Annotated in this window: 27 protein-coding genes, 1 tRNA gene and 1 pseudogene; 6 read left to right on the top strand and 23 right to left on the bottom strand. The window is 61.9% G+C overall.

The window, feature by feature from the left end; genetic code table 11:
- Positions 1–50: 50 nt before the first annotated feature.
- The 17 genes and pseudogenes from KOL99_RS08875 to KOL99_RS08950 form a co-directional block, all read right to left on the bottom strand.
- Positions 51–698 (bottom strand): phosphatase PAP2 family protein, encoded by a 648-nt coding sequence (locus tag KOL99_RS08875; RefSeq protein ID WP_216510091.1) that lies wholly within the window; start codon positions 696–698, stop codon positions 51–53.
- Between the two features lie 89 nt (positions 699–787).
- The gene (locus tag KOL99_RS08880; protein ID WP_216510092.1) at positions 788–1,078 is read right to left on the bottom strand and encodes a DUF2325 domain-containing protein; all 291 of its coding nucleotides are present in this window, start codon (positions 1,076–1,078) and stop codon (positions 788–790) included.
- A 46-nt stretch (positions 1,079–1,124) separates the two neighbouring features.
- Positions 1,125–1,871 (bottom strand): DUF3793 family protein, encoded by a 747-nt coding sequence (locus KOL99_RS08885; protein ID WP_216510093.1) that lies wholly within the window; start codon positions 1,869–1,871, stop codon positions 1,125–1,127.
- Between the two features lie 268 nt (positions 1,872–2,139).
- A complete protein-coding gene (locus KOL99_RS21615) occupies positions 2,140–2,538 on the bottom strand; it encodes a hypothetical protein (protein ID WP_236025906.1) in 399 nt (132 codons plus the stop codon).
- 84 nt (positions 2,539–2,622) lie between these two features.
- Positions 2,623–2,853: pseudogene (locus tag KOL99_RS21990) on the bottom strand (DUF4123 domain-containing protein); the annotation flags it as partial.
- A 44-nt stretch (positions 2,854–2,897) separates the two neighbouring features.
- Positions 2,898–4,949 (bottom strand): type VI secretion system Vgr family protein, encoded by a 2,052-nt coding sequence (locus KOL99_RS08895; RefSeq protein ID WP_216510095.1) that lies wholly within the window; start codon positions 4,947–4,949, stop codon positions 2,898–2,900.
- 218 nt (positions 4,950–5,167) lie between these two features.
- A complete protein-coding gene (gene tssG, locus KOL99_RS08900) occupies positions 5,168–6,169 on the bottom strand; it encodes a type VI secretion system baseplate subunit TssG (RefSeq protein ID WP_216510096.1) in 1,002 nt (333 codons plus the stop codon).
- On the bottom strand, positions 6,166–7,944 hold the full coding sequence (gene tssF, locus KOL99_RS08905) for a type VI secretion system baseplate subunit TssF (RefSeq protein ID WP_216510097.1): 1,779 nt from the start codon (positions 7,942–7,944) through the stop codon (positions 6,166–6,168). Before tssF ends, tssG begins: the two co-directional genes overlap by 4 nt.
- A 6-nt stretch (positions 7,945–7,950) precedes the next feature.
- Positions 7,951–8,457 carry a type VI secretion system baseplate subunit TssE gene (gene tssE / locus KOL99_RS08910; protein ID WP_216510098.1) on the bottom strand — a complete coding sequence of 169 codons (507 nt, stop codon included), beginning with the start codon at positions 8,455–8,457 and terminating at the stop codon, positions 7,951–7,953.
- Positions 8,458–8,486: 29 nt separating this feature from the next.
- On the bottom strand, positions 8,487–8,984 hold the full coding sequence (locus tag KOL99_RS08915) for an Hcp family type VI secretion system effector (protein WP_216510099.1): 498 nt from the start codon (positions 8,982–8,984) through the stop codon (positions 8,487–8,489).
- A gap of 34 nt (positions 8,985–9,018) precedes the next feature.
- Positions 9,019–10,506, bottom strand: a complete 1,488-nt coding sequence (tssC, locus tag KOL99_RS08920; protein ID WP_216510100.1) for a type VI secretion system contractile sheath large subunit — start codon at positions 10,504–10,506, stop codon at positions 9,019–9,021.
- A 14-nt stretch (positions 10,507–10,520) separates the two neighbouring features.
- Complete coding sequence (gene tssB, locus KOL99_RS08925; protein WP_216510101.1) at positions 10,521–11,105, bottom strand: type VI secretion system contractile sheath small subunit; 585 nt, start codon at positions 11,103–11,105, stop codon at positions 10,521–10,523.
- A gap of 21 nt (positions 11,106–11,126) precedes the next feature.
- Positions 11,127–12,479, bottom strand: a complete 1,353-nt coding sequence (gene tssA / locus KOL99_RS08930) for a type VI secretion system protein TssA (RefSeq protein ID WP_216510102.1) — start codon at positions 12,477–12,479, stop codon at positions 11,127–11,129.
- Positions 12,480–12,487: 8 nt separating this feature from the next.
- Positions 12,488–15,931 carry a type VI secretion protein IcmF/TssM N-terminal domain-containing protein gene (locus KOL99_RS08935; protein ID WP_328760040.1) on the bottom strand — a complete coding sequence of 1,148 codons (3,444 nt, stop codon included), beginning with the start codon at positions 15,929–15,931 and terminating at the stop codon, positions 12,488–12,490.
- Between the two features lie 12 nt (positions 15,932–15,943).
- Positions 15,944–16,606, bottom strand: a complete 663-nt coding sequence (locus KOL99_RS08940) for a DotU family type IV/VI secretion system protein (protein WP_216510103.1) — start codon at positions 16,604–16,606, stop codon at positions 15,944–15,946.
- Positions 16,607–16,608: 2 nt separating this feature from the next.
- The gene (tssK, locus tag KOL99_RS08945) at positions 16,609–18,006 is read right to left on the bottom strand and encodes a type VI secretion system baseplate subunit TssK (protein WP_216510104.1); all 1,398 of its coding nucleotides are present in this window, start codon (positions 18,004–18,006) and stop codon (positions 16,609–16,611) included.
- Positions 18,003–18,506, bottom strand: coding sequence for a type VI secretion lipoprotein TssJ (locus KOL99_RS08950; RefSeq protein ID WP_216510105.1), 504 nt, complete (start codon positions 18,504–18,506; stop codon positions 18,003–18,005). The genes tssK and KOL99_RS08950 overlap by 4 nt, the downstream gene beginning before the upstream one ends.
- Before the next feature lie 199 nt (positions 18,507–18,705).
- Between KOL99_RS08950 and mobA the strand changes: the two genes are divergently transcribed.
- Both mobA and mobB read left to right on the top strand, forming a co-directional pair.
- Positions 18,706–19,305: a molybdenum cofactor guanylyltransferase gene (gene mobA, locus KOL99_RS08955; protein ID WP_236025908.1), complete on the top strand. Its 600-nt coding sequence runs from the start codon at positions 18,706–18,708 to the stop codon at positions 19,303–19,305.
- Entirely contained in the window at positions 19,302–19,805 is a 504-nt protein-coding gene (gene mobB, locus KOL99_RS08960; RefSeq protein WP_216510106.1) for a molybdopterin-guanine dinucleotide biosynthesis protein B, read from the top strand. Before mobA ends, mobB begins: the two co-directional genes overlap by 4 nt.
- Before the next feature lie 142 nt (positions 19,806–19,947).
- Here the strand turns inward: mobB and KOL99_RS08965 are convergent, their stop codons facing one another.
- Complete coding sequence (locus KOL99_RS08965) at positions 19,948–20,223, bottom strand: hypothetical protein (RefSeq protein ID WP_216510107.1); 276 nt, start codon at positions 20,221–20,223, stop codon at positions 19,948–19,950.
- A 79-nt stretch (positions 20,224–20,302) separates the two neighbouring features.
- Positions 20,303–20,377 (bottom strand) — tRNA-Gly (locus KOL99_RS08970).
- Between the two features lie 131 nt (positions 20,378–20,508).
- Between KOL99_RS08970 and KOL99_RS08975 the strand changes: the two genes are divergently transcribed.
- The 3 genes from KOL99_RS08975 to KOL99_RS08985 all read left to right on the top strand — a co-directional run bounded on the left by KOL99_RS08975 (position 20,509) and on the right by KOL99_RS08985 (position 21,836).
- Positions 20,509–21,138: a hypothetical protein gene (locus KOL99_RS08975; protein ID WP_216510108.1), complete on the top strand. Its 630-nt coding sequence runs from the start codon at positions 20,509–20,511 to the stop codon at positions 21,136–21,138.
- A 66-nt stretch (positions 21,139–21,204) separates the two neighbouring features.
- Positions 21,205–21,639, top strand: coding sequence for an acyl-CoA thioesterase (locus tag KOL99_RS08980; protein WP_216510109.1), 435 nt, complete (start codon positions 21,205–21,207; stop codon positions 21,637–21,639).
- On the top strand, positions 21,636–21,836 hold the full coding sequence (locus tag KOL99_RS08985) for a hypothetical protein (RefSeq protein WP_216510110.1): 201 nt from the start codon (positions 21,636–21,638) through the stop codon (positions 21,834–21,836). The genes KOL99_RS08980 and KOL99_RS08985 overlap by 4 nt, the downstream gene beginning before the upstream one ends.
- Here the strand turns inward: KOL99_RS08985 and gluQRS are convergent.
- From gluQRS to KOL99_RS09000, 3 genes are all read right to left on the bottom strand, one after another.
- Complete coding sequence (gene gluQRS / locus KOL99_RS08990; protein ID WP_216510111.1) at positions 21,827–22,753, bottom strand: tRNA glutamyl-Q(34) synthetase GluQRS; 927 nt, start codon at positions 22,751–22,753, stop codon at positions 21,827–21,829. The two genes, KOL99_RS08985 and gluQRS, sit on opposite strands and share 10 nt — an antisense overlap.
- 105 nt (positions 22,754–22,858) lie before the next feature.
- Entirely contained in the window at positions 22,859–23,170 is a 312-nt protein-coding gene (ppnP, locus tag KOL99_RS08995) for a pyrimidine/purine nucleoside phosphorylase (RefSeq protein ID WP_216510112.1), read from the bottom strand.
- A gap of 69 nt (positions 23,171–23,239) precedes the next feature.
- Positions 23,240–23,587: a hypothetical protein gene (locus KOL99_RS09000; RefSeq protein ID WP_216510113.1), complete on the bottom strand. Its 348-nt coding sequence runs from the start codon at positions 23,585–23,587 to the stop codon at positions 23,240–23,242.
- 419 nt (positions 23,588–24,006) lie between these two features.
- Between KOL99_RS09000 and KOL99_RS09005 the strand changes: the two genes are divergently transcribed.
- Positions 24,007–24,522 carry a hypothetical protein gene (locus KOL99_RS09005; RefSeq protein WP_216510114.1) on the top strand — a complete coding sequence of 172 codons (516 nt, stop codon included), beginning with the start codon at positions 24,007–24,009 and terminating at the stop codon, positions 24,520–24,522.
- Positions 24,523–24,601: 79 nt separating this feature from the next.
- Here KOL99_RS09005 and glnA read toward each other — a convergent pair whose 3' ends face one another.
- Positions 24,602–26,014 carry a type I glutamate--ammonia ligase gene (gene glnA / locus KOL99_RS09010; RefSeq protein WP_216510115.1) on the bottom strand — a complete coding sequence of 471 codons (1,413 nt, stop codon included), beginning with the start codon at positions 26,012–26,014 and terminating at the stop codon, positions 24,602–24,604.
- Between the last annotated feature and the right edge of the window lie 21 nt (positions 26,015–26,035).

Genomic DNA, 26,035 nt, shown 5'->3' on the forward strand with positions numbered 1-26,035 from the left:
AAACCGAAAACAAAGGCAGACTGGGCGCGGCGCCGCGGGTAAAGCCACTGTCAGTTGACAGCGAAACGGCGCCGACAAAAAAGCAGGCGTGAGATCATCACCTCGAGCAAGATGGCGAGGTAGCCTCCAACGACGACGTCGCTCAAGAAGTGGTAGTTGGTGGCGATCAGGGCGACGCCGAGCAGGACGGCGATGAGAATGCCGATGGGGCGACTTTCTGGATAGAAGCGCCAGACCGCCGCCAGGAGGGCCACGATGACCAACATGTGGCCTGAGGGAAAGCCGTCGCAGTGCTCTTTGAACTGGAACCAGTGAAAACCGTAGTCGCCGGGCTTGGTGAGCCAGTAGCGCGTGTCGGGCCGGCCGAAGGCGATTTTCAAGAGCGCCTTGGCGAGATAGGAGGCGGGCGCGAGCCAGAGAACCTCTTTGGCCAGCAGCGTGGCGCGGTCCAGGATCCCCTTGCCGGAGCGCAGCAGGTAAAAGCAGCAGGAGGCGGCAGTGGAGATGACCACCACGGTGAGCAGCAGGTCGGGCAGCTCCGAGGTGGCCCTAAACCAGTGCCGGTTAGTGTAAAGGTAGTCCCGCACGAAGACGGCAACCGGTATGTCGAGGTACCAGACGCAGATGACGGTGAACGGGGCCAGCAGCGCCCCGCTCAGCGCCAGTCTGAAGGTTGTCTTGTCAGTAGCATCGGTCATACGGATCCTGGTGCAGCGGGCTGAAATTTACCACGGCTACACCTAACACAGATGCAGTCCAATATGAAGCCGAATTTGCGGCAACTCCTCTACTGACAGTTGTGAGCCAGGCATTGGAGGCAGTTGCGGAAGGTGCAGACGCCGCAGGCATGCTCCATCAGCACCGGGATGTTCTTTGCCTTCGCGACCTGCATCGCCTCGATCTTCACCCGGTGCGACACCTTGTTGGTGAAGATCACCATGGCGTCCGCTTTCTTTAATTTTGATGCTATGTTGGTCTCCGAGGTGCTGAAAAACTGCAGCTTTACCCCGGCCCGTTCCGCCTCTTCCAGGTAGTGTTTTCCCAAGCGGTCCATTCCGCCGATCAGAGCTATGCACATGTTGCCCTCCCCCGAGGCGTCAGCGTCTCGGCTTTGATATTCACCTTCACTTAATTGCCAAAAAAGGGGTGTCGTGCTGCTGGTACGAATCAGCGGCAGCGTGGCTGCCGTTTCTCAGGCACTCGAGCGGGTTGCATCCCGAAGCCAGGCGCAGCGACATCCTGCTGCGGCACTCGCGGTGGCACTCGGCAAGGCGCAGACTCTGCTCGGGCTTGCCGAAAATCTTCCAAGGTCCCTGTACGGTGAAAGCAAGCGGCACCCACCCCATGAAGCCGATAACGTCCTTCAGCGGGTACCCAAGGAACACGCCGATCTCGTGAGGGAAGCCATCCCCCGTCACACGCGTCTCCAGCTCGTCCAGGACCGAGTCGAAGTCGTGGACGTTGCCGTAACCGGCTTTGCCCAGGATGATGCGCACGCTCTTCTGCGCGATGAGGGTGCCGAGGGCCTCCTGGGAGTAAAGCAGGAGCAGGATCGAAGAGCCGCGGTCGTCGAGGACCCGAACCTTGAGGCCGCTCTCTTCAAGGAGCGCGGCGCCGTGTTCTTTCCAGAGGCGATAGAGGTTGCGACCGCAGGAGCGGCGCTTGTTGGCAAGACAGACGAGGTTGGCCGGCTTGGCCCCTTGCAGCACCTCGGCGAGTTCCAGCACCAGGAAGGAGGCGAGGCACTCTTCGTCGCTAGGGTAAAGTCCCGCGAAGTCCTGCCAGGCGGCCCTGGACCTCAGGGTTGCTCCAGGCGCATCGCCTGCGGTTACCGGCACCAGATCCTCTTTTACCCTGGCAGCACTGTTCATGTCCCCTCCACACTCCCGGTACTGAATCGGTCAATCTCTCAGCACGTTACCAACACTCACACCAGGACTGTTCACCCGAGCCACAACCACGATAATGAAAACCGTTATCAGTTTTATAAAGAAGATAGCGACTGATGTCAACAGCAAAATTTTGCAGGGGATCTATTTGGGTGGAGGCTATGGAAGAAGATGGCGAAGGGGAGACTTTCAGATGTAAAGATCGCCCGGCCTCTGCCGTTTCGCAGAGGCCGGGCGGAGCCTTGTGCTGTCAGTTTCCCCAAGGCTCTGTGAGTTGGAGAGATTTTCTCAAAGCTTCGTCCGCGGCCGCGATATTGTCGGGCTCACCTAAAACCGCCTCGACCCACTGGTTCAGGGCATGCACGCGGCGCACCTCCGGCAGAGATGAAGTCAGCAGCGTCTCCAATGCGTTGCTCTTCTCCTCGAAGTCGATGTCGAGGTACCACAGGGCCAGGACGTAGGACGCCATCCCCTGTTCCGACTTGAACCCCTTGCTGTCGGCCAGTTCGACGGCAGCGGCCAGGAAGTCCAGGCGCTGGTCCCGGCCGATCTTGTAGTAATCGGTCAGGTCGCGCATCAATGCCGCGTCCAGCCTCTCGATAAACTCCGCGCGCGCCACCTCGTTCATCTGCTCAATTCGTATTTCCATGACACCTCCCCCACCCTCACGTGTGGTTATGTGATGACCGTTCTGGCATCGCACAGAGCCCCGCCGTAAATCCCCCCAATTCCGCCACCACCCCTGCGCCAGCAACCAATCAGTGAACAGGCAATCCCGCCGGAGCAATACCAGGTAGGGGGCAACCCGCGCCATGTCAGGTTGCAGCGCCCCGCGCAAAAGACAGACGTACTGTGGCGCTAGAGAGTCCAGAAGCGATGGTAGATCTGGGACCACTGCGCCATCGATGACAGTGAAGACGCTGCTACAGTCGGAGGCGAATATCATCTGTTTGAGGCTTTGCATTATCCCACCCGTAACAATAGGCCGACCGGCCTTCACTCAGTCGATCACGCCGCGCATAATGGTGTATGCTCTGCAGCCGCTCTCTCGAACGACCTTGCCTGCGGCGTCGTCAACAATGGAGCATCGTGGCTTCTACCGTGCGTCGTGGTCCTGTCGTCTTTACCCGCTTCTTTTGGGGGCTTCGGCTGGCCAGGTGACGCCCCGGTGCAAACTCCCAGTGCCCCGCCGTTGTTGATCTGCACGGAGCCACCGACTATGGCGACTCCGGCAGGCGTTATGGTGATGAAGCTGCCGCCAACTTGCAAAGACACCTGAGTTAGCGACTCAACCACTATGCTTTTCGCAGCCTTTATGTTGACCGCCTCCCCCGCCTGCAGGGCGTATTTTGTTGCCACCTTCAGTTGGAGATCGGCACCGATCGTTATCGAAAGGTCCCCATCAATACTCTGGTTACAGTCTCCGGCCACCTGGAGGTGCTGGTCACGAGCCACCTTCTCCAACCGGTCCCGGTTTACGACGAGGTGCCGGTCCTGCCCCACCCACTCCAGCGAATCCTCATTCACCCGGTTCACCTGCTCCCGCTGCGCGTGAAGGTACAACTGCTCCGCGCCTTTCTTGTCATCGAAGCGCAGCTCGTTATACCCTTGCCCGCCGGGTGTGGAGCACGATTTTATGCAGATTTTTGTTTTCTCTGCAGGCAGTTGGTACGGCGGCAGGTTCATTCCGTTATGGAGCTGACCGATGACGACCGGGCGGTCGGGATCGCCTTCCAGGAAGTCCACCACAACCTCGTGGCCAACACGTGGCAGAAATAATGCGCCCCAGCCGTTACCGGCCAGCGGCTGGCTCACCCTGATCCAGCAGGAGCAGCTGTCATCGCCCTTCCCTTCCCGGTCCCAGTGGAACTTGACTTTCACCCGTCCGTACTGGTCCGTGTGGATTTCCTCTCCCGGCGGCCCGACAACGACAGCCGTCTGCGGTCCCGGCACGATCGGCTTCGGGGTCAGACGTGTCGGGCGGTACGGGGTCTGATGAGGTATGCACTCAAAACTGTTTTGGTAACTGGAAATGGAGCCAGTGGCATATGCTTCCATTGCATCATGCTTCACGGCCACCAGGAGAAACTCCTTACCGTCCAATTCGAGGTTGCGGTGATCTCTGAGCCGGAAGCGATAGCCGCTGGTAAACGCACGGCAGTCGCTACTGCCAGCGACGACGGTTGCCATGGTTTCTTCTTCCTCCATGCGGATCCTCGCCAGCCGCTCGCCTGCGCCCTTGCTGCCGTAGCATCCGGGAGCATCGTACACCTCGCATTTCGCGGCCGGTGTCCGGGCTGCGCCGGGAGCTTCCGCTTTCAATCCTGTCCTTGGAATGGCGAAGTTGTAGTCGCTCAGGGAATATCTGCCCGTGGGTATGTGGCGTGCGACCTCCAGGGAAGTAATCACATCTTCCTTTCTGGTGCCGGTCGCGCTTGATAGCGTGGAGGCGTTCTGCTGAAACGGGCAAGGCGTATTGGCATCGGGAGAATCTGCGATGACCATCGTGTGTTTCCCATCGTCATGCCGGAAAAAGTAGAAGAGACCTTCTTCCTCCAGAAGGCGGGATATAAAGTTGAAGGCCGTTTCCCGGTACTGGACACAGTACTCTCTCTTGTCGTAACTCCCGCGCAGATCGAAGCGGTACCAGGAGAAACCAAGGTTCTCGAATACCTGCTCGACTATCTCAGGGGTTGAGCGGTTCTGAAAGATCCTTATGTCAGCACTCTTGCTGAGGGTCCAGAACCAGGAAACGAGAGTGCATCTGTAGAAGGAGAAGCGGCTATCTTCACCGTCCACGCCGCCCGACGTGCCCTGGGTGAAGCTTGAAATGATCCCGTTGAGGTACCTTTTGTTGCCGTCAGCAAGGGTGATGGAGACAGTTGCGTTGCTGCCCGGCATCGTTTGGAGCGGAATAGCGTGACGTTCAGACAGCAAAGACAGCTCGAAATAGAAGCTGCGGGAGATGCCCTCCTCCCCCCTTAATTCGGTCAAGAGCAGGGCGTCTTCACCTAGAGAGGTACGGATGGAAATGAGTCTGTCACGCTGTGTGAATGTCATGAACTACCCCTCACCAGTTTTGAGACACCGACCCTTTTTGCTTTTCGCGTCTGGCCCGCACCTCTTCCGGGCTCAAGGCAGGGAAAACCGCACCGCGCGCAGCCATCATCTCCTTCAAATGAAGCACCTTTTTGTACGTGGGACTGCCGGGAATGTATTTCTTTAAATGGAACTAAATGACCGGCCAAAGCCTAAGGAACTCACATGGCTTCCCCGCTCTACGAAGTTGTCAGTTTCGAGACTACGTTGGGATCGATGGTCACGAACGGGTCCTCCTCAAGAACGGCGCATGGCGCTTTGAGCCAGGTGGAATGACCAAGCCTTGGTGCGTCGGAAGCTTCCGTACCCAGTCTGCACCCGGGAACGTCTTCTCTCCTCAAAACCAGCCTGACCTCGAACTCGTACTCGGGTCCCACCAGGAACCTGACCAGCGAAGCCAGGTGCTTCCGTCTCCCCTCTGACGACAGATCAATGAAGTCGTGAAAAGCCATAGGCCCCAGACGAAGCCTAAAGGTGGATTGGATGTCGCTGGTTTGCCCGCCACAGACGGCGTCGACGCCAAGCAGGCAATTGTTCTCCCCAAGCGTGGTCAGGTCCGACGATTCCAGGTCAACGCTACGCGGCACAAAAGGCTCGACCTCGGCATCCACGCCAAATACACTTTGCACGATGCGAGCGATCGTGCCGGCTGATGCCGTCGGCCGACTTGCCTGGCCACAGAAGTGCAGCAATGCCGGCTCCGACCCGGATAGCTTTTCCCGCACCCCCTCGGTCCCGAGTCCCAGAAAGCTGAGCAGATGGATGCTGAAGACATCGCTGTTGCCGCTTTTCTTCTGTGGCAAAAAGGAGGTGCGCTTCCAACTCCGGTAAAAGATGGAGATGAGGCGGTGGTGAAAGAGGTCATAGAAGTCGCCCATGGCATGATCGTTCGCCCTTTCCCGCTCCAAAAGCAGTTCATGGTACCAATGCGGCAATACGCCGGACGGACCGGTGAGCCCCATCACGGCAGTTTCGACGCGGGCAGATCCGTCCTCACCAAAGGTAATCCCGGTGACGTCCCCTACCGGGAAAGCAAAGCCTTTCTTAACCGTGAAGCGGATCTTTTCCGTTTCTGGCGATGACGGGGCTTCAACGTCATGGTGTCCCCGATGGACCCGTTCCAGCAAACGGACCGTCGCAAAAAAGCCGGCGCCACAGCGTTCAGGCAGATTCCCGTTCATAGCAGCACCTTGTCGCCACTTCGGGGCGGCCAGCGCTTGATGATGGCGTCGTTGCTTGCGGCCACCGCCACAAGTTGCACGAATGAATTGACCGACACGTACTGTCCCAGAAACCTCTCCAGAATGGATGCGAACAGATACAGGCCACTTCCCACGTACTTGTCCTCGTCGAAGACAACGATCACTTCCAATCCGCGGCAGAAGGCTGATCCTATTCTTCTGGTAACCACGCGCGATTTCACAGAGACGATGCCGCTTATCTGGTGCCGGGTGGTAGAGGACGAGGCAAAGTCATAGAGGGACAGAAGTTGCCTCAGCGCTACCGTGCCTCCTTCGACAAGCGAAATGTAGTTAAGGGAAAGATGGGAAATCAGGCGGCGTTGCTGCCCTCCGTCGAGGAACGGACGTAGAGGTGGCGTCGGTTTGAGAAGGCAGTTGATCGCGGTAACCGGGGCGACAGACTCCGTGTCGAAATCTCCGGCAGGATCGCCGAAAGGCACCTTTAGCGGGAGGTCGCGATTGGAGCAGGTCAGGCGGACCAGAAGCGTTTCTTCCGTCGAAGCGGTGGCAGCTTCGACAGGTTCGCAGATGGAAAGAAAAACGTCGGTGCCGCCGTCGTGCAGGCGGGATGCAGGTCGGCGCTGCATCTGCCACAAGCCTGCACTATCCTCCCCACCGTTCCCCGATAAAACGGGGCAGTAGCGCTTCACCCCACCCGGGGATGTCGCCTCGGTAGCCGTGACTTCATCGACACAGAGTACTTCAAAGGCACCCTCACTCCTCACGTCCGGAACGACCTTGTACTCGCTCTTACCGTGATTGTGCCTGATCGGCTCCGCAACCTTCTGGAACGCGTTGACGACGGGGGTCGCGTAGAGGCAGAAGGTCTCCGGTCCAACCACCACAGACTCCGGCGCAGTGGTATTGAGGTAAAACAGCAGGTCGACGGCATCCCCTAAGGCCGCACCTTTCCAGAGCTGGGAGAGCCCGGTGAGATCAATGAAAAGAAACTTGTGCGTAAAAGCGAAGTACTCGAGAAGCAGCCGATAGCCAGGGAAAGACTGTTCCGGGTACGGCATAAGCCCCTCATCTGCGGCGAAGCCAACAGGCCGCAGGCAACCAGGTGGCAGTTGCCGGGAATCAGCAACCGGTGCACCGGCCGACACATACTCCACGCTGCACAGGTGATTCATCAGCAACTGATACAGCGGGAAGACGTGCTGAGGCTGACCGTTCAGATAAAACCGCAGCGCGTCCCCCGGAACGGCGGACGCACTGTGCAGCAACAAACGAACCCGCACAACCTGCTGTGCGCCTTGTACCAGCTTTACAGGTGCCTGGAAGCAGGCATCGCTGACCTCCACAGGCCAGAGGGCGACAGGGTAGGCAGTCCTGAATTGGCAGGGCACGCCAGCAACCGGTTTCGAGAAGAGAGGCGTCCCCTTTGCGATCTTATACCCACCATCGGGCAGGTTCCTGAAAAGGGGCGCAAACTTCACCACCGACAGCGACGGGATCGGAGCCGTCAGTTGCGGATAGATTACCTGCAAGAGCGACTGGGTGATCTCCGGCAGGCCGTCGTCGATCTTGCGCTGGATGCGGGCGCACAAGAAAGCGAAGGCCTCGATGAGCCTCTCGGTGTGCGGATCCTCGCACTTGCCGGGCTCGAGCTGAAGTCTTCCGGCGACCTTGGGATACTTCCTGGCGAAGCTGCTCCCCGTGTCACGCAGGTAGCTGAGCTCTCTTTCGAAGTAGGAGAGGATGTCATCGGGCATATTCGATCACGAGAGGATGGTATAACTGCCGCTGTTGATGTCGAAGTGGGTGTCGAAGGCGGTGGGGAGCGCTACCGGCTCGACGTGCAGTAACGCCTCGATTCGGAAGTTCAGGGCTCGCTCGCCCTGAGGCGGTCCTAGAGATACCGTCACGTCCTTGAGTCGCGGCTCGAAACAGTCGAGGAGCCTTATGATTTCCAGGCGAATGGCCTGCTGTACCCGGTGTGAGCGTGGGTTATCCAGGCTGAAATCACGGCTGCCGTAGCTGAGGATGGAATTCTGCAAATGCGGAACGAGGGGGAATGGCACCTGCGGAGCCAGTCCCCTGTGGGACACTCCCCCGTGTGCCGTGAAGGACCTGGTGTTGAACAGGTTCTCCAGGTCGCGCAGCACAGAGTCGATCAGCGAGATTACGCTGCTGCGGGAGGAGCAGGCGGTTTCAGCCGGACATTCCGGCTCACGGTCGGTGAGCCTCTCCAGTAAGGATTTTCTCGGTTCCGGTTGGTAACGCATGCTTCCTCCCGCGATCTTGCCAGTTTCAGTCACACTTTCTTGTTGGTCTCAAGGTTCCACCCGGCGGCCACTTGGCCACCGCCGGAGCCGTCGGTGCGGTTTTGCTGGGTGTAGGCGAGCTCGATCTTGCCGTAGTTGAAGGCGATCTCCTCGACGGGAATGGCTTCGCCACCATGCGCGCTGCCGCCTGGGCGGTTCAGGCTGATGATGACGTTACTGAGCTTGTATTCCATGTACTTCAGCTTATCTCCACCGGCACGGCAGATCTCGAGGGTGACGCTCGGGATGTGCCTGCCGGTGGCGCAGGCCTCGAAGAGCTTGGGGCTCGCCTTGTCCAGCACCTTCACGACGCTGAAGTCGGAGAAAGTCGCACGTTCCGCGGAAGCGCCGCCCGCGCTGCTGGCAGTACCGGAGGTGGGCTGGGTAACGGAGAAGTTGTAGGAGAGCACCTCGATCCAGTCCCGGTGCTTGTCATCGCTGCTCTCTCCCGGTATTCCCTCTATCTTCAAAAACGCATCGAAGGCCATGACGTCCTCCCTTTCATCGTGGTCTCAACCTCGTTCAGCTCGTCTTAGGCGACGGCAGGTTGGCGACGAGCCTCAACGAGATGGTGAGTTCATCCAGCTGGTAGTGCGGCTTCAAGAAGGCTACCGCCCGGTAGCATCCCGGCCGGCCCGGTTGATCGAACACCTCGACGCGGGCCTCCCGCAGCGGGAACCTTGCCTTCATCTCCTGCCCCGCATCGTCATCCAAAAGGACATAGCGGCTGATCCACCGGTTCAGGTAATCCTCGACATTCTTCCTGGTCCCGAAGCTGCCGATCTTGTCCCTCATCATCGCCTTCAGGTAGTGGGCAAAACGAGAAACGGCGAGGATGTACTGCAGTTGTGCCGATAGCCTCGCGTTGGCGTTGGCGGCATCGGTATCGTAGATCTTGGGCTTGTGCGCGCTCTGGACACTGAAGAAGGCGGCCATGTCGGTTCCCTTGCAGTGCACCAGCGGTACGAACCCAAGATCGGCGAGTTCCTTCTCGCGCCGGTCGGTGATGGCGATCTCGGTCGGGCACTTCGCCGCCAACTCACCCTCCCCGGTATCGAAGGTGTGGATGGGCAGGTCCGCCACCGCCCCGCCCCCTTCCACGCCGCGAATGGCCGCGGTCCAGCCGTACCTGGAGAAGGCGTCGGTGATGCGTCCGGCGAGGCAGTAAGCGGCGTTGCCCCAGAGATAGTTGCCGTGATCGCCTCCGACGACATCCTCCTCGAACTGGAACGTCTCGACCGGGTCGGTGTCCGGTCCGTACGGCAGCCGCATCAGCACGTGGGGCAGGCAAAGCGCCACGTACTTGGCATCCTCCGACATCCGGAAGGAGCGCCACCGGGCGAACTCAGCTCCCTGGAAAACCTTCGCCAGATCTCTCGGCCCGTCCAGGGCGGCGTAGCTGTCCACCCCGAAAAGGGTCGAGGACGCGGAGGTGATAAGGGGCGCGTGCGCCGCCGCGGCGACCTCGGACATCCGGGTCAACAGCGACAGGTCCCGCGGCGTGTTGCCAAACTCGTAGTCGCCGACAAGGCAGCCATAGGAGGCGCCGCCGAAGCTGCCGAACTCCTCCTCGTACACCTTCTTGAAGAGCGCCGACTGGTCGAACTCCGCCGCCTTCTCCATGTCCTTGGCGAGATCCTGCTTCGACACGTTCAGCACACGGATCTTCAAGTCGCTGCCGGTCTCCGCCTGGTGTACAAGGTAGGAGATCCCGCGCCAGGAGGCCTCAAGCTTCTGGAACTCGGGGTGATGGATGATCTGGTTCACCTGATCGCTGATCAGGCGATCGATGTCGGCGATTCTGGCGTGAATCATCCGGTCGATGTCGCCGCCGGGCACCATCTCCCCTGCCAGCACCTGCCGCGCCAGTTCAACCAGCATCTCCTTCGCGTATGCCTTCTGCTCGTCGCAGCGGGCAAGGCGCCCCTCGCTCACGATCAGATCGAGTAACTCCGGGGCAGGCTCTGGCTCGGCGAACCGTAGCGTCTTTTCTCTGTCTAACTGTTCCATGCCTCCCTCCTTTCTCAGGCGCTCTCGCCGTCGGTACCGCTGCCGCCGTTAGTCCCGCCGCCCGTCTCGGTGCCGCTGCCGCCCGTCTCGGTGTCGCTGCCGCCGGCGGGGTCGTGGCAGATCGCCTTCAGTGACTCCCCACCGGCCAGAAGATCCCGCAGCAGTTCATCGAGCCGGTCGTTCCCGTCCAGCCGGTTCAACAGGTCGGAGAGCCGTCCTCGCGCCTCGACCAGTTTGCGAAGGGGCTCCACCTGCTGCGCCACACGCTCGGGATGAAAATCCTCCAGCGTGCCGAAGCGCAACTCGATGCCTAACTGGGAGCCGTCGCCGCACAGCGTATTGTCGACCTTGAAGGCAAGGCGGGGTTTCATCCCTTCCATGACCCGGTCGAAATTGTCCCGGTCGATCTCCACGAACCGTCTCTCCTTAAGCTTGGGAAGGGGTGGCTCCGGCATTCCCGCTAGATCGCAGAGCACGCCAACGACGAAGGGAATCTCCTTCACCTCGACGCCGTCTTCGACCTCGACATCGTACGTGATACGGACCCGGGGCGCCCTCACCCGCTCCAGCCTGTGTTGCAGACTTTCCGAAATGGTCATGGTCTCTCCTTTTGCCGCAATCTAGCAGCGGTACGGCATCGCCTTGGTGACATCGAGCAAACAGATGCGCTTGAACAACGTGTTGGCAAGGTCGAGGTCGCTGTCGCGGGGGCCACCGGCCTGAAGGCAGCGGTAATAGGCGACGAGGACCTCGGCGATCCACAGCGGCGACTCCCAGCGCTCCAGTTGCAGCTCCTCGATTACCCCGTGCAGGTCCTCTAGGAGCGGCCGGGCCAGGTCCGCCCTGCCCGCGTCCAGGCACAGTTTGACCATCAGGAGCCTGACGCGGTTGCGATCCCGCACCGAGTCGGCGCCATTGCCGGTGTGCAGCAGCGCGGCCAGGGCCTCCTGCAACCGCCCCGCCTGGACCAGGGCCAGAGCGTCTTCCCACAGCGAATGTTCGTGCAATCCTGCGGAAACCGCCGCTGCCGCCGCGGGAGGATCCAGATCCGGCGCTGTGCCGGACCGGTCCTCTTCCGCCTGCCCTTGAAGTTGCGTCGTCCCCTCCTCCCGCAGGTCCCCCGACTCTCCGAGTGGCGCCGGTCGCGGGTGCCCCCCCGCCGCGACGGGAGCTGCTGCCGGTCGTGTTCCGTACACCGCCTCGACCACGGTGCCGCAATCAGCAATGACTGAAGCGAGCTCGGCCAGGCTTGGCGGGACAGCCGGGAATTTTTCCTCAAGCACGGTTTCCAGGCGACGCAGACCATGGCTGCAACTGGTGATCCGTTCGTGAAGCGCGGCGCCGTAAGCCCCACCGGAGCGCGCGACGGCGGCGTCGAAGTCCTCAGCGCTCACGGCCGACTCGGCCAGTAACTGGTCGCGGCGGCTCTTCTTGTCCTCGTCGATCTCGCCGTAGCGGTTCCTCAACCCGGCCTCGCTCCCGACGTCCCTGGATTCGCGCCATCTGAGCCAGGAGTAACCAGGGGTGACCTCCGGGTCGGTGAGCGGGATCTGCCTGACGCGCAGGGGGATCTTGTCGGCGAGGAACTGGAAGGGAGTCGCCCGGTATTCGTGATCCCCATCCTCCGTCTGCGGGTATGCCGTTTCCCAGAAACGCTCCGTGAGCCCGGTGACCAGTTCCAGCCCCAGCGCGAGCCCAGCGAAACCTTCGGCCACCGAGAGGGCTTCGGCCAGCCAGACCGCCACCTGCAGGTCCTTGGTCTCGGTGCTGAGGACGGAGACGGCCAGGGAGATCGCCTTGCCCCAATCGGCCTGTTTTACGTCGTGTTGCCAGTCTCCCATGGCGACGGCATCCTCGCACCGGCGTGCCTCCATGATCTCCTCGTACACGGGTGTGTAGCGCAGATCGCGTCCGGCGGGGCTTTCCGCCGAGATCGGCAGCAGCAGTTTCTCGATGGAGAGATCCTTGAGCATGCCTCCCCCTAATCCCAACACTCGGCGATCTTCGCGGGGACAGTCGGAGGCAGCGGCTCGGCTGGCCGCGTTGCCAGATCACCGGCGCCGAAGAGTTGGTAGTTGACCTTAATGAAGCGCACGCCCAACCGGTGCAGTGCGTCCTTTTCCTGCGGGAAATTGCCGGGGTAAAAGGTGTGCCGTCCGGCGGGGAAATCGCGCAGGAATTCGGTAAAGCCGCGGCTGCCCGGATACCTCCTGGTGAGCGTGGTATCGCCCACCTCGATCTGCAGCACCACGTCGCTGCAGGCCTCCGGCATGTAGATGAACGGCTTGCTCACGGGGTAATTCATGTTGACCATGGCCTGCACCCCGGTCGCACAATGCAGTTCCAGCCTTGTTCCTTGCGGCTTGACGCGGGCCTCGGCATTGGCGTCGGTGGGGAGCCCCTTGATGGTGACCTGGTACACCGGTTTGGGAGCAGCTGCCGCGGCGGCCAGCTTGGCCTTTCCCCCTCGCGCCAGGAAGGAATAGAATTCGTGCTTGAACGGTATCGAGCCCCCGAGCGCCGCCTTCGGGAAGTACCCGCGTTCGGGACTCCAGCCGATAAAGGGATTCGCGTAGTCGCCGACGTACTTCCACACCGGCCCGTCCTTGCCCAGGAGATACTGCAGGGTCTGGGGATCCCTGCTCCCCTGCACCTCCTTCAGTACCGTCTGCTCCCACTGTGCCTGCAGGGCGCAAGCGGTTTCCATGCGGATGTAGGTGCCGTAGAAGGTTATGGGACCGTAGACGAGCCGGGCGAAGGTGTCATCCCCCTGCCCCTGCACGAGGAGCTGGTTCAGACGCTGCGCCGCCTCCGCCGCCTGGAATAGCGGCGATCTGCCGGCTTCACCGGAATCGCTGAAGGCCTGCAGCGCCATCCGGTGCGCCAGCGCCCTCGATTTCGCCACCGGAGCGATCTGCGCCACGGCGTTCAGGTAGTCTTTGGCCAGATTGGTGCCGGTGTCGCTGCCGGGAAGACTCCCCCCTTTCCCCCCGAGCCCGCCGATGGCCCCGGCCACCCTGCTCGCCTGCCCCGAAAGGGAGGACGCGACACCCGCGGGGCCGGCCCCCTTCAGGGCCTGGAAGCGGTACACTTCGGCGATCCATACCGGTAAAGGCTCGCTCGCGTCGAAGGGCTGCAGTTCGGCGAGGGCGCGCCGCATGAAGCTGAAATAGGGGCCCTGCTCTCCCGCCATGATGGCCGCCATGTCCTGCCACTCCTTGGGCGCCAAAAGAAGGTTGGCACCGCCAGGCAATTGCGTCGCGAAGCGCTGCCAGGCGTTGAAGGCGGCCTGGCGATACCCCCGCCAGAATTCCCCCCGCGCCCGCTCCAGGGGGGCTCGGTCCGGGTATGCCTCGCCGAGTTCCCCGAGTAACGATGTGATCCGTTCTCGCCCCTTGCGGGTGAAGGAGGGGGGGAGAGCGGGCTCTCCCGGCAGAGACCTGGAGCCTTTCCAGAATTCCTGCCGGGAGATCGCCACCGCCGTTTCCTCCCGGTCCACGAATCCCAGCACCCAGCTGAAATCGCCCCCCTTGAGAAGCACCAGGCGCTTGAGCAGTTGCTGCAGCCGCTGCAACTCCTCCGACATCTGGGCCCGATCGGCCAGCCACGACACGTAGGAGTGGTAAAGCCCCCCTACGGCGGGAGCAGACCATCCCTGCGCCTGCGATGCCAGCACCCCGTATTCCGGCGCCGGCCGCGCCGCCAGGCTGGCGGCATCCTCGCCGGAGAGCCGCGCCTTCAGGAGGTTGCAACGCCGGCTCAGGTGCAGGACCAGCCCACCGAAAGCTGAATCGGGCAGTGCCGGAGAAACCGCTTCCAGCGCCGTCGCCATCTCGGTGTCGAACGGCGCCAGCAGGTGTCTGCGATATTGGAGACAGTAGCGGGCCTTCAGCGCCTGTTCCACCTCGTCGCTGCGGCGAAGCCCGAAGCGCGGCACCCACCAGTTCCGGTTCTTTCGCTCCACCTCGACCACGGCGCGGCGCATCGTTTCCAGGGCGGCAAGATCGGCGTCGATCTCCCCGCGCAGCTGCGGTGCGCCCGCCGCCGCTGCCGAAGCCTGCCGCAGCACCGCGATGCTCTTCCCGAAAGCGCCGGTGAGCATGGCGCAGAGCGAGATGCCGACCAGCAGCCAGCTGGCGATGGCCAGTCGTCCCGACAGGTTCCGCCATTTCAGGCTCCGGGCGCTGGGGCTCCAAAGCCCACGGTCCCGCAGCAGGACCTTTTCGAAGAAATCATGGAGGAAGGGGGCGTGGGACGTAACGGCCTGCTGCTCGCCATGGGGCCGACTGTTGCGAACGGGGAGCGCGCTGCACAGGTAGATGCCGCGCAGCAGCGGGGTCTCCTGGTAATGATTCGGCCCGAAGGCGACGGGCATGAAGAGCTCGAGCCCGCCTCGCAGCGCGCGCAGGCGATCCGGGAAGAGCAGCAGTGATCCCGTGGCAGCGGCGGGCGAGGCACGGTGCATCAGCAAAAGGCGCAGCGTGCGCAGCCGTCCGTCGACCGCGCGGGAGAACCTGTCCAGCACTCGCGTCACATCGCCATCGAGGTCCTTGTTCAGGAGCCCCATCGGCTGGTCCAGGCTCTGAGCGGGGAGCTGGCGGCAGAATTCGCTCATGCCGCCTACCAGGTCGCATTTGGTGATCAGCAGGTAAACCGGGAAGGTGACACCCAGGTAGCGGATCATGTCCTCGAGGCGGCTGCGCAGCTGCCGGCCCTGCTCCTCCAGCTCGCCCGCGTCACCGGCCGCCAGCGTATCCGCTGCCACGGTAATAATTACACCGTTGACAAGCTCGGTCCTTCGGTACTTCTTCAGCAGCGACAGGAAGGTGAACCACTCGTCGCGGTCCGAGCTCGAGTCGACGGGGAGGGCGTAACGGCCGGCGGTGTCTATGACGATGCCCTGGTCATAGAAGTGCCAGGAACAATTCGCCGTCGCCTCGTCCGCCGCGGTCTCGGAAAACGGGGACAGCAGGCGCGCGGCCCGCACCGCGCTGGTCTTTCCCGAACCGGTAGCGCCGAGCACAAGGTACCAGGGAAGGACGTGCAAAGGATCCCCTTCCTGCTTCAGATGCGAACTCTTCAGGGTGCCGATCGCCGCCCGGAAGTTCCGCTGCAGTTCGAGAATCCGGTCGGGGCGCGCCGGTTCCGTCGACGGCGATTGAGACGATACCGGCTGCCGTGGCGCGGGTGACGCGCTCTGAGGCTCTCCCGGGGCAGGCTCCTCTTTAGGCTGTCGCGACTTCCTCCCTTGCAGGAGCTTCACGATGCCTTCCAGGGCTCCCCACAACAGCAGCACCAGGAAGGGAAGGAAGATGCCGATACGCCAGGGCCAGGGAAGGAGCGGGATCATCACGATGGCGATCAGCACGATGGGAAGAAGTGCCGCGCCGAAGAGCACGTATTTACAGTAGATGAGCCACTTCACGACGCACCTCCCCTAGAGGTTCGGAAGGACCAGACCGTTCAGCACGTATCGGTACACGAGGTACATGAGGGCGAAAAGGATGACCGGAGCCGCGACCAGGACCGCCGACAACGGGGTCAAGGCGAAGGGGGGTGGTACCGCCCGGATCGGGGGGACCGGAAGCTCGGGCAGGGCATCAGGGAACAGCGCGAGGCCATCGAGGGGGGGAACGGCTTCCGCTTCCCCCAACAGCCGTTTCAGTTGCGCCGTCCTCAACTGCTCCAGCACGTACTCCCCCTGCTCGCCGATGTAGCGCCCCCTGAAGCCTAGGGCGAGGCAGCTGCAATAGACCTCGCGCACCTCCTCGCCCTCCAGGGTTTCGAGCCGGTCGAAGGCCTCGACGCCGGCTTCGGTGGTGTTATAGAAAAGGCGCTGCAATTGCTCATGCTGCCAGAGTTGCCGGCCGGACCACTGCGAGCCGAGGAGCGTTTCGTCGACCCAGGCGCAGACGATGAAGCGGGCCTCGTCGAAATGGGCCGGATCGCACCCACCACCGCGCGACAGCGCTTGCGCTTGCTCAAGCAATTGCCGGATTTCCGCCTTGACCTGGGCATACTCCGCCGCGGTTCCCGTCACTTGGTTGCGGAACTCGACGACATGGGCCAGCAGCGGCATGAAGCAGTCGATCAATCTCATGATCAGCTCCTGGTGACGATCATCAGCTCGACCTCCAGGTCATCCGGCGCCTGATCCCAGAAGAGCGCGAGGTTGTGCCACTTCTGAACCAGTTCCCAATGCTCGGAGCGACTGTCGATGGCGAAGTACAGGGACGAGGAGCGGCGCGGCAGCTCCTGGGGCGGGTTGGGCAGGTGCTCCAGGGGGAGCCCCGGCAGGGCCTGGGCGATCAGGAGGGGAAGCCGCTCCCGAGCGCCCATCTTGGCCAGGGTGGTCAGGGACCCGAGCAGCGAGGCGGGGTCCGTGTCGGAGGTCAGGACCAGGTAGAAACGGTTGCGCCCATGGAAGTGGGCGGGCGCGAGGTCGGCCTGATAATAGGAACCGTCGAAGCTGAGCGAAACGGCGTATTCCGGTCCGGCAGAGATCTGGTTCAGAAGCTTCAGGACCAGGTCGTATGCCTGCGCGAAGCAGCCGCCCAGGTCGAGGTGGTTGTAGCCGGGAAGGAGCGCGACCGCCTCGGTCCCCGCGTCCGCCGAACAGGCGACGGACTCGCAAAAGCAGGAGAGCTCGGCGACGAGCTGCCCGAGAACGCCGTACAGCTGCCAGGGATGAATGTCGCGTGCGTGGATCAGGTGGTCAAGCTGGGCGAGGTACCGGTTCACCGTCCTGAGGGCGAGGAGGTAGACGAGGTCCTTGGAGCCGAATTCCGCCCCCTGGATGCCGCGCTCTTTCTTACCGCTTTCAAGCCGACGGGAGCGCACCGCGACCACGTCCCGTATCCCCAGAACCAGGTCGTTTAGGAAGGGAGCTGCGGAGATGGTGACACAGGGGGGAATGAAATCGGGGGAGATTTCGAGTTCGGAGCCGCGCATCTCCAGCCGGGTCAAGGGGACCAGCAGGTAGTCGCCAAGGAGATCCAGCTCGCTTTCCCAGAACAGCCTGAGGACGTGGTCAAGGTGCCGAACGTCCGCGGCCGGCCCGCCGGCGTGCAGGTCCGGGCAGGAGCCGCCCTCCGCCGCGACCAGGTAACGCGTGCTGGTTGTCGCCGCTGAATCGGCCTGCTCAAGGACGGTCACGTTTTCCGCACGCTCCCGCCATTTCCTCAGCCCGAGGTACACGGTGAGGGAAGCTCCCTCGCCCGCCGCATCCTGGGGGAGCAGGCGGGACTCGACCACCGCGTTTCCCGGCAGTTCCACGTAGGTGCCATCGGGAAAGAGGAAAGCGCCGCTGGTAAGTTCGAGGGAGTGCACCCCCTTCGAGAAGATCCTGACCGCCGCGCGGCAGACGCCCCAGAAGTGCGGCACCAGGTGGCTGTGGTACGGGATCAGCAAGGAATGCACGCCGCGCTCGGCAAGCTGAAAATGCTGCGGCTGCAGGAACATGCCCTGGTGCCAGAAGATGGGACCTTGCGCCGTATTCATTCCACCCTCGCATTGGTTATCTCCTGAGCACCAAGGTCCAGGTGCAGTAACCCCTGCAGCGCGTTGGCCGCATCGCGCGATGGTACGGCGAGGAGTTCGGTGACCTTCCTCTTGCCCTGGCTGTAGTAGCCGGTGGCCAAGCCCAGGTAGCGGGTCCCTTCTCCCTTGTCGCAACTCTGGCTGATTTCCTGGCCCGGTTGAACAACCAGGAGCCTCGCGTTCACCACCGATCCATCGAAGCGGCCGCATTCGAGGAGCTTCGGCACGCCGTCCTTGTTCTGGGCCAGCTGTCTGAATCCGTCAGGCTCTTTGAGTTGATACAGGCAAAGTAACAGGGCGTGGGAACTCCGGTCGTAGCGGTTCAGTTCGGGATCCGCCTGCACTTTGAGCCGGATCACCTCAGCGGGCGAGTCGGACGCGTCGTTGTCCGCCAGCCGCATGTTCATCGTGCAGCCCGCCAGCAGACCAAGAAGAGAAGAAGCGAGAAGTATCGTGTACATGGCCACCTCCCATCGCGCACGTGGCGGGGTGCTTCGGATGTCGCGCCCAAGGACAACGCACAGGTTAGCATAAATTTATTAGCTGCAAACACCGAGGCGGGATTTTAATTTTCCGCCACGGCCGGCGGCACTTATGGTATAAACGAGGCTGGTTTAGGGGCCGGGAATGGCAATGCGGGACAGTAGAGCGGAGTCAGCAATGATGCCGGATTTCGTGGCGGACGACATAACGGGTGTCATCCTGGTGGGGGGCAAAAGCCGCCGCATGGGACGGGACAAGGCCTTTCTCGAACTGCGTGGAAAGCCCCTCTTCGAACGTGTGCTCGACCTGTTCCGGGAATCGTTCCCGAAGGTGCTGCTGGTCGGCGACCGGGAGGAGCGCTTCGCGGATTACTCGGTGCGCGTCCTTGCGGACCTCATCCCCGGTAGCTCCCTCGGCGGGGTCTATACCGGCCTGTCCGGCGCGGACAGCGACTGGATCTTCGTATCCTCCTGCGACCTCCCCTGCCCCAGCAAGGCCATCCTGCGCCACCTCTGTTCGCTGCGAGAGGGATTCGACGCCGTGGTTCCGAAGACCAGGCAGGGGTACGAACCGCTCTTCGCGCTTTACTCGAAGAGATGCCTGGAGCCGATCAGGAAGCTTCTCGACAGGGGAGAGTGCTGCGCGTACGCATGGTATCCGGACGTGAACGTGCGGGAAGTGGGCCCCGACGAGATCGCGCCACTCGACCCGGACGGCACCGCCTTCCTTAATCTCAACACACCAGAAGACGTTAGAAATACAGGAGGAATTACATGACGGTAAAGGCAGTATCATTCGTGGCGAAGTCGGGAACCGGCAAGACGACCCTGCTGGAGAAGGTCATCGTTCACCTCAAGGCGCGCGGCTACAAGGTGGGGGTCATCAAGCACGACGCGCACCGTTTCGACATCGACCATCCCGGCAAGGACAGCCACCGGCTCACGGCGGCCGGCGCCGACACCATGCTGATCTCCTCGCCGGAGAAGCTCGCCATCGTCAAGAAGCACACCCAGTCCCCTCCCATCGAGGAACTGATCGAGACCTATTTCAGCGACATGGACATCGTGGTGACCGAGGGGTTCAAGAAGAGCGGCATGCCCAAGATCGAGGTGAACCGGCAGGAGCGGAGCACCACGCTGCTCTGCCGGGGAGAAGCCTACGATCCCACCCTGATCGCGGTGGCGAGCGACGCCGAGCTCGACCTCGACGTCCCGGTGCTGGACCTGAACGACCCGAGCGCCGTCGCGGACTTCATCGAGGAAACCTTCCTGCAGTAGCAGAACTTTCCATAGACGCGAAAAAGGGGGACCCGCTGGTCCCCTTTTTTGTTCCCGCTACGGCCATCTCGGATGCAGACCTCCCGGCACGCGGTCCGGTACGCGGTCCGGCGCGGGGAAGGGACGGCCGCCCGGAGGTCTGCTATTCCTGCTGATCCAGCAGCTGCCATGCGGCGTAGCCGGACTTGCGCTCGGTGAGCCTGCGCCCCGACAGCTTGACGGACTTGCGGACCGGATCGGTCTTGACCGTCACGTAGGCACGTACGATGGCCGCGACCGTGGCTTCCTGGAGGGTGATGGCGGTGCCGTCGGCAAGCTCTAGCGTGGTACGCAGGTGGCGATGGTTCTTGGGGATCTCCGCCACGACCTGCACCACGTCCTCTGTACTCAGTACGATCTCCCCTTCGGTGGGTTTCATGGGCCATGCTCCTTTGCCGCTCGACGCCAATGCAAAAACCCCGGGAGCCTGTGAGGCTACCGGGGTTCTGGAGATTATTTGGAGCGGGAAACGGGGTTCGAACCCGCGACTTCAACCTTGGCAAGGTTGCACTCTACCACTGAGTTATTCCCGCTCAACAGAGACCCTGTTTATAGCAAAACCCGCCCGACCAGTCAACCTCTTTTTTTTAATGACACGAAAAATTTGATCCACCAATGTACCAAATGTCGTATCATATCGCGGGCCATAGGCTATACTGCTCACATGAGAAAGGAAGACAGGATACGCGAGATGATCGCTACCGAGGCGGCCCGGCTCATGTACGAGGACGGAGTCCGGGAATACCGCGACGCGAAGAGGAAGGCGGCCAAGCGGTTCGGCCCGGAGAAGGCGCTCTCCCTAGGGTCCCACCTCCCGACCAACGCCGAGATCCACGAGGAGCTCGCCCGCCTGATCGCGACCCGGGAGGAGGAGGTGCTCCCTAAGCGGCTGCTGCAGCTGCGGATCACCGCCCTCTCCTACCTGGAGCTTTTCGAGGAGTTCTCGCCGTATCTCGTCGGCTCGGTGCTCTCCGGCGCGGTCACCGGGCGCAGCGACATCGACATCCACCTCTTCTCCGATTCCGTGGAGGCGGTGGAGAACCTGTTGCGGGAGCGGGACATTCCGTTCCAGACCGAGACGGTCCCCATCAGGAAAGGGGGCGTGATCAGGGATTACACCCACGTCTACCTCGAGGACCAGGGAGTCGAGATCGAGTGTTCGGTGTACGCCGAGGCCGAGCGCCGCAACCGCACCAAAAGCAGCATCACCGGCAGGGCCATGGAGCGGGCCGGCGCCGCACAGTTAAGAAAGATGATTGCCGCGACCGCCGGCGCCACCAACGACGAGGGCTGAGCACCTCACTGCAACCCGTTGAGGCGCCCCCCACGCCCCCCCATCAAAGACGACAGAGGAGATTTCATGGAGAACCGAAAAGCGGAGCTGATCGAGACGCTGCTCCCGAAGGACACCAATTCTTACGGCAACATTTTCGGCGGCGTGATCATGAGCATCATGGACAAGACCGCCGGCGTGGTCTGCTGGCGTTATTCCCGCAAGCGCGTCGTGACGGCCTGCGCGCAGCGCATCACCTTTCACACGCCGATCAACGTCGGAGAGGTGATCTACTCCCGCGCCACCATCATCCACGTGGGACGCTCGTCCATGGAAGTGGAGGTCGAAGTGGAGGCGGAAAACGTGACCGACGGCGCCAAGCGGCTGGCCGCCAGCGGCGCCTTCACCATGGTGGCGGTGGACGAGAACTGGCACCCGGCGCCGGTGCCGCAATGGCAACCGGTCACCGAAGCCGAGATCGAGAAGTGGCGCGCGGTGGAGAAGAGGAGAAAGCAGGGATGAGGCGCATGGTGCTTTTGGCGCTGCTGTTGCTGCCGGGGTGCGAGACGCTGAACGACGCGATGATCCGCCACATGCTCAAGGAACCGGGGCTGAGCGGAAAGATCAGCGACCAGATCCGGGACGGACTGGAGAGACGGGAGAAGGCCCCGTCCGCGACGGTGCCGGAGGCGGCGCCACCATTTCTCGATCAGGGATAGACGAAGGGAGCCGGGGTTCGAGGAATGGCGGAGACGTCGAGATGGGCTACTCCCCACTCCAATAGTTCCGCCGGCGCGGCATCCCGCAGTTGCGGCGGGGGGACCTGACCGAGAAAACGAAGCGCCGCGAACAGCAACCGCCCCCCTTCCCGCTCCAGGTCGCGGCCGGCGGCGAGGGAAACGGCATTGTCGCGCTTGCTGAGCTTGGCGCCGTCCGGGCCGGTGACCAGCGGCAGGTGGCAGTAGGAAGGCGTCGGGAAACCGAAGATGCGCTGCAGGTAGATCTGGCGCGGCGTCGAGGCCAAAAGGTCAGCCCCCCGCACCACCTGGTTCACGCCGGAGGCGGCATCGTCGACCACCACCGCCAGGTGGTAGGCGTACGGGCCGTCGGCCCGGTGAATCACGAAGTCGCCGCAGGACGCGGTAAGATGCTGGCTGTAGCGCCCCATGATCCCGTCATCGAAGGAAATAACCTCGTCGTAGACCTTCACCCGCAGCGCCCTCTCCACCTTTTCCGGCGGCAGCCCATCGCGGCACAGCCCGGGATAGACCAGTCCGTCTTCATGAGCGGCCGAGGCGATCTGGGCTATTTCGCTCCGGGTGCAGCCGCAGGCGTACGCGAGGCCCCGCCGCTGCAACTCTTCGGCGGCGGCCCGGTAATGTTCGGTGCGCCGGCTCTGGTACAGCACCTCGCCGTCCCAGCGGAAACCGAGCTTCTCCAGGGTCGCCATCATGTCATCGGCGATACCGGGCACCACGCGCGGCAGGTCCAGGTCCTCCATGCGCAACAGCCACAGCCCCCCCTCCCTCTTGGCTCCCAGGTAGCTGCCCAGGGCGGCGACCAGTGAGCCCAGGTGCAGCGGCCCGGTCGGGGAAGGCGCGAAACGGCCGACGGTCTGTGTTCTGTCTGTGGCCATGAGAACACCGAAAAGCCATTGGCCACGAAGATTGTGAGGCGTGCAAGCCCCGAGGTGGGGTTTCTCACAACTCCTCACCCTTTCTCCGTGGCCAATGGTTTTGTATTAGAGGAATGAGCAGCAGTAGTCAGCGACGGCGGTGACCTTCAGCTTGAAGCTGGAGTTCTCGGGCACCTCGAAGGCCTCGCCCCCCCTGACGGGGACCCAGTCCGGGGACCCGGGGAGCAGCACGGTCATCTCGCCCGACATGATCTCCATGAGTTCCGCGGAACCGGTGTTGAAGGTGTACTCGCCGGGCATCATGATGCCCAGGGTCTTGCGGGACCCGTCGGCGAAGAAAATGGTACGGCTGGTGACGCCGCCGTCGAAATAGACATTGGCCTCTTTGATGACCGTTACGTTGTTGAACTCAGACACTGAAACCTCCTAATGGTATGAAATCGGGTGCGAACCCTGTACTAAGCACTCTCGCGGAGGCAGGCCCCCCTACCGCTCCCACTCGCCGCTCTCCCAGCGCTCCAGCGCGGCCTGGGCCCGAAAGCCGATCAGCCCCGGTTGTCTCGCGATCACGACCAGCATCGCCACGCAGCGCTCGGGAGCTTCCCTCATGGCGTACACGGCCACCATGCCGGCGATGACGGGATTGGGGTCGTCAAGCAGACGCAGCAACTCCGCCACGCCCCCTTCGCGCTGCAGGGCACGGTAGTAGCGGTTGAGATCGGCGACTTCGGCGGCGGCCAGATCCTCGGCCATGGCTTGCAACGCCTCGCCATGGCGCACGGCCGCCTTGGCAAACCACCCCACCAGCTTTGTCACCTTCTCATGCTGCTGCACGCATTCCTCACGGGTTGAAGCACCGGCGGCGTCAGAGCCGCGGCCACAAGTGGTGAAAATAGCAGTTTTTCAACCGGCCATCAAGGATAAAGACTTTACCGGTCGGAGTTACTGAAGCAGCGCTTCGCACTACCAGACACTGTATAAGCACACCAAACTCTGAAAAAACGTATTGCGTTGACAGCAGGGAGCCCCTGGCTGTATAGTTCCGACTAATTATTCAACTGTTACAACAAGGAGCTTGTACTATGTTTAGAAGACTGGAACGACAAGCAGTATCAGCAATTGCCTTATCAATCCTGGTGATGATGAGTAGTGGTTGTACCCACAACATGAGAATTACCAATGCGGATGATTACTTCGTTCCTCCTGCCGCGGTACCAAGGCAAACGGTAAAGGTCGGAGTCACCTCCAGTAACATGAGCCAACCACAAAATAGCAAGTACATCACCGCGGTAGTCGACGCGCTGCAAAGAAACAGCGCCATCGAGAGGGTGATATATCCGTACAATACGGCAAACAATCAGAACCAGGCCGATGCCGTCATCGACCTCTCCGTCAACCCTCGTTACGACGGCAAGGGCTCCAACTTCTTCGTGAATTGGCCGGGCTTCCTGATCTTCGCACCCGCCATCTGGGGCTACGGCTATACCGCGGACATCGCCACCGAGGCCACCATCACCAACCTGAAAAACGGCAAGTCGCAGCAGCTCTCCATCCCCGCCCACTTCGAGTTCAGGCAGGCTGAAATCGACCGGACCTGGACCGAGGTCGGCTGGTTCGAAGTCGGGATCATCCCGCTCATCGGCGGCATCGCCTTCACCGGCTATGACGATGACCTCACCCCTGAGTTCATCAAGAACGTGGGACCAAGCTACGGCCCGTACGTCGCGACCAAGACCGCCAGGGCCGTCTTCGAAAGCCTCGGCTACTAGACCAAAACGCGGACATGAAACGAGAAAAGGCGGGGGAAAAATCCCCCGCCTTTTTTGCTGCCCGTGTGGGCGGAACTGCTTAGATGTCGAAGTACAGAGCGAACTCGAGCGGTACCGGACGCATACGGACCGGGTTGACTTCGGCTTCGGTCTTGTACTCGATCCACTTGTCGATGACGTCCGGGGTGAAGACGTCCCCCTTGAGCAGGAACTCGTGGTCGTCCTTGAGGGCGTTGAGAGCTTCTTCCAGGCTGCCCGGAGCGGACGGGATGGTGGAGAGCTCTTCCGGGGACAGGCCGTAGATGTCCTTGTCAAGCGGCTGGCCCGGATCGATCTTGTTCTCGACGCCGTCGAGGCCCGCCATCAGCATCGCCGCGAAGGCGAGGTAGCCGTTGCAGGACGGGTCCGGAGTACGGTACTCGATCCTCTTCGCCTTCGGGTTGGTGGAGAACATCGGGATGCGCAGGGAGGCGGAACGGTTACGGCTGGAGTAAGCCATGTTCACCGGAGCCTCGAAGCCCGGCACCAGACGCTTGTAGGAGTTGGTGGTCGGGTTGGTGAAGGCGCACAGCGCGCGGGCATGCTTGATGATGCCGCCGATGTAGTAGAGGGCCATCTGGGAAAGCCCGCCGTACTTGTCGCCGGCGAAGAGGTTGGTGCCGTCTTTCCACAGGGACATGTGGCAGTGCATACCGGAACCGTTGTCGCCGTAGAGCGGCTTCGGCATGAAGGTAACGGTCTTGCCGTTGCGGTTGGCGACGTTCTTGATGACGTACTTGAACCACTGGAGCTGGTCAGCCATGTCGACCAGCGAGGAGAAGCGCATGTCGATCTCGGCCTGGCCGCCGGTGGCGACTTCGTGGTGCTGGCACTCGACGCGGATGCCGACCTTCTGGAGCTCCATCACCATCTCGTTACGGAGATCGTTCTGGGAGTCGGTCGGGGCGACCGGGAAGTATCCTTCCTTGTGGCGCGGCTTGTAGCCGAGGTTCGGGAACTCTTCGCGGCCGGTGTTCCAGGCCCCTTCGGAGGAATCGACGGCGTAGAAGGAGGAGTTGGCGTTGGAGTCGTAACGGACGTCGTCGAAGATGAAGAATTCCGCTTCGGGTCCGAAGTACGCGGTGTCGGCGAGGCCGGTGGACTTCAGGTAGCTCTCGGCCTTCTTGGCGATGTTACGCGGGTCGCGGGAGTAGCTTTCCTTGGTGATCGGGTCGAAGATGTCACAGATCAGGGAGAGGGTCGGCACTGCGGTGAACGGATCCATTTTCGCGGTGGTCGGATCCGGGAGGATGATCATGTCAGAAGCGTGAATGGGCTGCCAGCCGCGGATGGAGGAGCCGTCAAAACCCTGGCCTTCCTCGAACGTGTCCTCGCCGAACTCGCTCATCGGCACGGTGAAGTGCTGCCAGATACCGACAAAGTCCATGAATTTGAAGTCGACCATCAGCACGCCGTTTTCTTTGGCGAACTCCACTACTTGTTTTGGTGTCATCTACTGTCTCCTTTCAAATTA

The organism is Geomonas azotofigens, from assembly GCF_018919395.1.
Lineage (GTDB): Bacteria > Desulfobacterota > Desulfuromonadia > Geobacterales > Geobacteraceae > Geomonas > Geomonas azotofigens.